Source organism: Microbacterium sp. CPCC 204701, from assembly GCF_004010105.1.
Classification (GTDB): Bacteria; Actinomycetota; Actinomycetes; order Actinomycetales; family Microbacteriaceae; genus Microbacterium.
Genome location: NZ_RRYE01000256.1, coordinates 1 through 4,468, shown reverse-complemented (window position 1 = coordinate 4,468; position 4,468 = coordinate 1). Strand labels below are relative to the sequence as shown.

At 71.0% G+C, this 4,468-nt stretch carries 6 protein-coding genes; 1 reads left to right on the top strand and 5 read right to left on the bottom strand.

Features of this window, described 5'->3' with window-relative positions; genetic code table 11:
• The 3 genes from EIO58_RS13310 to EIO58_RS13300 all read right to left on the bottom strand — a co-directional run.
• On the bottom strand, window positions 1–362 hold a 362-nt coding region (locus tag EIO58_RS13310), incomplete at its 3' end, for an alpha/beta hydrolase fold domain-containing protein (protein ID WP_164861696.1).
• 67 nt (window positions 363–429) lie between these two features.
• Window positions 430–1,596, bottom strand: a complete 1,167-nt coding sequence (gene rhaI / locus EIO58_RS13305) for an L-rhamnose isomerase (RefSeq protein WP_127819944.1) — start codon at window positions 1,594–1,596, stop codon at window positions 430–432.
• Window positions 1,597–1,612: 16 nt separating this feature from the next.
• Window positions 1,613–1,978 carry an L-rhamnose mutarotase gene (locus tag EIO58_RS13300; protein ID WP_127819943.1) on the bottom strand — a complete coding sequence of 122 codons (366 nt, stop codon included), beginning with the start codon at window positions 1,976–1,978 and terminating at the stop codon, window positions 1,613–1,615.
• Window positions 1,979–2,120: 142 nt separating this feature from the next.
• On the opposite strand from EIO58_RS13300, the gene EIO58_RS13295 reads away from it, so the two are divergent.
• A complete protein-coding gene (locus EIO58_RS13295; protein ID WP_127819942.1) occupies window positions 2,121–3,128 on the top strand; it encodes a LacI family DNA-binding transcriptional regulator in 1,008 nt (335 codons plus the stop codon).
• A gap of 12 nt (window positions 3,129–3,140) precedes the next feature.
• On the opposite strand, the gene EIO58_RS13290 is transcribed toward EIO58_RS13295, so the two are convergent.
• Both EIO58_RS13290 and EIO58_RS13285 read right to left on the bottom strand, forming a co-directional pair.
• Window positions 3,141–4,205, bottom strand: a complete 1,065-nt coding sequence (locus tag EIO58_RS13290) for a D-alanine--D-alanine ligase family protein (RefSeq protein ID WP_127819941.1) — start codon at window positions 4,203–4,205, stop codon at window positions 3,141–3,143.
• Window positions 4,202–4,468 (bottom strand): alanine racemase C-terminal domain-containing protein (locus EIO58_RS13285; RefSeq protein WP_274543217.1); only part of this gene is annotated, 267 nt, incomplete at its 5' end. The genes EIO58_RS13290 and EIO58_RS13285, both read right to left, overlap by 4 nt.

Below are 4,468 nucleotides of genomic sequence, written 5' to 3'. Positions count from 1 at the left end.
CCGCCCGCGCTCGCACCGCCCAGCGCGAGACGCTCGGGGGCGATCCGCAGCCGGGCGGCGTTGCCGGCCGTCCACGACCACGCCGCGATCACGTCATCGGATGCTGCGGGGTAATGGTCTCCGCCGCGCGCCGGGCGCGCGGCATCCGCCCACTCCTCCGGCACGGGAGCGAGTCGGTAGTCGACCGCCACGACCGTCGTGCCGCGCGCGGACAGCTGCCGCGCGACCCAGTCGGACTCGGGCATGTCGAGCTCGCCGAACGCGAAGGCGCCGCCGTGCGCCCACACCAGGCCCGTGCCATTCGGCTCGCTCGCCGGGTACACGCGCACGAGCGCATCGGCGGCGGCATACGGCTCGGTCATCTCGGGTTCCTTCGTTGGTGCACCGGGAGCGCGGGGATCGGCATCCCGCGCCCCCGGCGGGTCTGTGTCAGGCGCCCCAGCCTGCCTGCGTGCCGCCGACGCGCTCGTCAGCGATCCTCTGCTGGTAGCCGGATGCCGCGTACGCCGCCATCGGGTCGGCGGCGAGTCCGCGCGATTCGCGCCACTCGGCGAGCGCGGGGCGCACGTCGCTGTAGAACGCGTCCATGAAGATCGCATTGGCGGCGAGCACGTCGTTCGCCTGCTGGGCGGCAGCGAGGGCGTCGCGGTCGACGAGCAGCGCGCGGGCGGTCATCTCCTGGACGTTGAGCACCGAGCGGATCTGGCCGGGGATCTTGTCCTCGATGTTGTGGCACTGGTCGAGCATGAAGGCCACATCGGGGTTGTTGAGGCCACCGCCGCGGACCACCTCGAAGATGATGCGGAACAGCTGGAACGGGTCGGCCGCGCCCACGATGAGGTCGTCGTCGGCGTAGAAGCGCGAGTTGAAGTCGAACGAGCCGAGCTTTCCGAGGCGCAGCAGCTGCATCACGATGAACTCGATGTTCGTGCCCGGTGCGTGGTGGCCGGTGTCGAGGCACACCACCGCCCGGTCGCCGAGCGCCGCCACCTGCGCGTAGGAGGTGCCCCAGTCCGGGACATCCGTGTGGTAGAACGCGGGCTCGAAGAACTTGTACTCGAGCACGAGGCGCTGCTCGTCGCTCAGCCGTTCGTAGATCCTCTGCAGCGAGTCGTGCAGGCGGTCCTGCCGGCCGCGCATGTCGTTCTGCCCCGGGTAGTTCGAACCCTCGGCGAGCCAGATCTTGAGGTCGCGAGAACCCGTCTCGTTCATGATGTCGACGCACTCGAAGTGGTGGTCGATCGCCTTCTGGCGAATGCGGTCGTCGTGGTGCGTGAGGGCGCCGAATTTGTAGTCCTCGTCCTGGAACGTGTTCGAGTTGATCGTGCCGAGCTTCACCCCGAGCTCTTCGGCGTGGCGGCGCAGGCCGGCGTAGTCGTCGACCTTGTCCCACGGGATGTGGAGGGCCACGCTCGGAGCGAGGCTCGTGTACGCGTTGACCTGCGCCGCGTCGGCGATCTTCTCGTACGGATCGCGGGGCGTGCCGGCCGTCGTGAAGACGCGGAATCGCGTGCCGGAGTTTCCGAACGCCCACGAGGGCAGCTCGATGCCCTGGCCTTCGAGGGCGGAGAGGATCTCTGGAGACAGCGTCGTCATCTGCGGTGCTTTCGGTTCAGGCGTCGCGGGTCGCGACGGCGAGTTGGTCTTCGAGGTGGAACACCTCGGTGAGCGGGGTGGCGGCCTGGTCGGGGCGGCCGTCGAGTCCGACGAAGAAGCGGCCCATCTCGGCCTCCCAGCGAGCCGCGACAGGCGACGCTGCGAGGTAGGCCTGCGCGGCGGCATCGTCGTCGGTCTCGTAGTAGCCGATGAGTCGGCCGCCGTCGCCGAGGAACAGCGAGTAGTTCCGGCGACCCGCGGCGGCGATCTCGGCGAGCATCTCGGGCCACACCGGCGTGTGCCGGGCGATGTACTCGTCGAGCAGCTCCGGCGTGACCTGCAGCTGGAAGCAGACCCGCGTCGTCGCGGTCTCACTCGTCATGGCGTCCTCGGTCTCGATCGATGTATGAATCGTTTCAAAGCCTAGGCGATCCCGGACCACCGCGCAACGAGACAGCGCTTCCCGGCGCATCGCGCCGCTCGGCGCGGTTCCGCGGTAGCGTTTGGCGCGAGGAGGTGGCCGGATGACGGTGAGCGTGCGGGATGTCGCAGCGGCGGCATCCGTCTCTGTCGGCACCGTCTCGAACGTGCTCAACCGGCCGTCGAAGGTGTCGCCGACGACCGTCGAGCGCGTGCTGCAGGCGATCGACGACCTGGGATTCGTGCGCAACGACGCCGCCAGGCAGCTGCGGGCCGGTCGCAGCCGCAGCATCGCGCTGATCGTGCTCGACGCCGGTAACCCGTTCTTCGCGGAGGTGGCGCGCGGCGCCGAGGACCGCGCGGCCGAGGCGGGCATGAGCGTACTCCTCGGCAACAGCGACGAGCGCACCGACCGCGAGGAGGCGTACCTCGACCTGTTCCGCGAGCAGCGCGTCAACGGCGTGCTCGTGACCCCGGTCGCCGGTGATCTCACCCGCCTCGAGCGCCTGCGTGACGGCGGTGTGCCCGTGATCCTCGTCGACCACGAGGACCACGAGGAGGCCTTCGCGTCCGTCTCGGTCGACGACGTCGAGGGCGGGTATCTCGCGGTGTCGCATGTGCTCTCGACCGGGCGCCGGCGCATCGCGTTCGTCAGCGGTCCGCTCACCATCCGCCAGGTCGCCGACCGCCTCGAGGGCGCCCGCCGAGCGGTCGGCGAAGTCGACGGCGCGACGCTCGAGATCGTCGAGATGCCGGCGCTCACCGTGCTGCAGGGGCGCGCGGCGGGTGAAGCGATCCGCGCGCGGGCCGCCACGGAGCGCCCGGATGCCGTTTTCGCCGCGAACGACCTGCTCGCCGTCGGCGCGCTGCAGGCCTTCACGCTCATGTCGGACGTGCGGGTGCCGCGCGACATCGCCCTCATCGGCTACGACGACATCGACTTCGCCTCGGCGACCGTCGTGCCGCTGAGCTCGATCCGCCAGCCCGCGCACCTCATCGGCTACACCGCCGTCGACCTCCTGCTGAAGGACCTCGACGACCCGGACGGCGGGCACGAGCGCACGGTGAGGTTCCAGCCCGAGCTCGTGGTGCGGGAGTCCACCGCGGGCTGACCTGACCCCCGGCTACGCCGCGCCGGTCGTCGCTGCGGCGCTTCGGGCGACACGCCGTCTCGCCTCGCGTTCGCGGGACGCCGTGGTCACGGCATCCTCCACGAGAAGCGCGACGAGGCGCTCATACGGCGTCCCCGCCGCCGCCACGAGCCGCGGAAAGTGCGACTCACGGCGCAGACCAGGGATGGTGTTGACCTCGTTGAGCAGGATGCGCCCCTGCGCGTCGACGAAGAAGTCGATGCGGGCGAGGCCGCGGCTTCCGAGCGCGTCGAAGCAGCGAAGGGCCGCGTCGCGCAGCGCGACCAGGACGTGCTCGGGGAACGTCGCCGGAATCTCGAGCACGGCTCCCCCGCCCTCGTACTTGTGGGCGTACGTGAACCCTGCGGCGTCAGCACCGGCCGGATAGTGCAGGCGAGAGGCACCCGTGGCCTGCGCGCTCCCGCCGTCCGTCCACACGCCGACGCTCACCTCCTCCCCCGTCACCCGCGGCTGCACCAGCGCGACACCCGAGTGCGCGAACGCTTCGGCGAACGCCTCGCGCAGCGACTCGCCGTGTCCCACCATCCGCACGCCGATGCTCGACCCGCCCGTGTCGGGCTTGACGACGAGGTCGCCGTCGAACGACCGGCGCACCATCCCCGAGACGAGGTCGGGATCGGCGGCGTACCGCGTCCGGCTCACCGACCAGGTCGGAATCACCCCAACCCCCGCCGCTGCGCACAGCCGCAGGCACTCGAGCTTCGAGAGCGCTCGCGCCGAGGCATCCGAGCCGCTCCCGACGAACGGGATGCCGCGACGCTCGAGCTCGCGCTGCAGACCGCCTCCTTCCCCCCAGCCGCCGTGGAGTGCGGGAAAGACGACGCAGTCCTGCGGCATCTCGTCGAGCACCTCGCCGAAAAGCAGCGCAGGCGCGGCCGGCGACCCGACATGCCACAGGCCGTCACGGTCGACGTGCACCTCGAGGACGGAGTGTCCGGCGATGCCTGCGAGCGCGGCGGAGACGTCCCGTCCCGACGCGACCGACACCTCGTGCTCGGCGCTCGCGCCGCCCGAGACGACGACGACGCGGCGCGTCATGCCTCGGTGCCCTCTCCGACGAGGCGGGCCACCCGCGGCCCGATGCCCGTGAGCACCTCCTGCGGGATGGTGCCGAGAATGAGCGACCACTCCCTCAGGCTCGGCTCGCCACGGTCGGGATCGCCCACCAGCACGACGCGGTCGCCGATCTCGACATCCGCCCCGCCGACGTCGACGACGCACTGATCCATCGAGACGGCACCCACGAGCGGATGCCGCAGCCCGTTGACCGAGACGGTCACTCCGGGCCACGCGGCCCGCGG

Excerpts from the sequence above, each read along its gene's own strand:
- EIO58_RS13295 (WP_127819942.1), top strand. The coding sequence starts at position 2,121 with ATGACGGTGAGCGTGCGGGATGTCGCAGCGGCGGCATCCGTCTCTGTC.
- EIO58_RS13300 (WP_127819943.1), bottom strand. The coding sequence starts at position 1,978 with ATGACGAGTGAGACCGCGACGACGCGGGTCTGCTTCCAGCTGCAGGTC.
- rhaI (WP_127819944.1), bottom strand. The coding sequence starts at position 1,596 with ATGACGACGCTGTCTCCAGAGATCCTCTCCGCCCTCGAAGGCCAGGGC.
- EIO58_RS13290 (WP_127819941.1), bottom strand. The coding sequence starts at position 4,205 with ATGACGCGCCGCGTCGTCGTCGTCTCGGGCGGCGCGAGCGCCGAGCAC.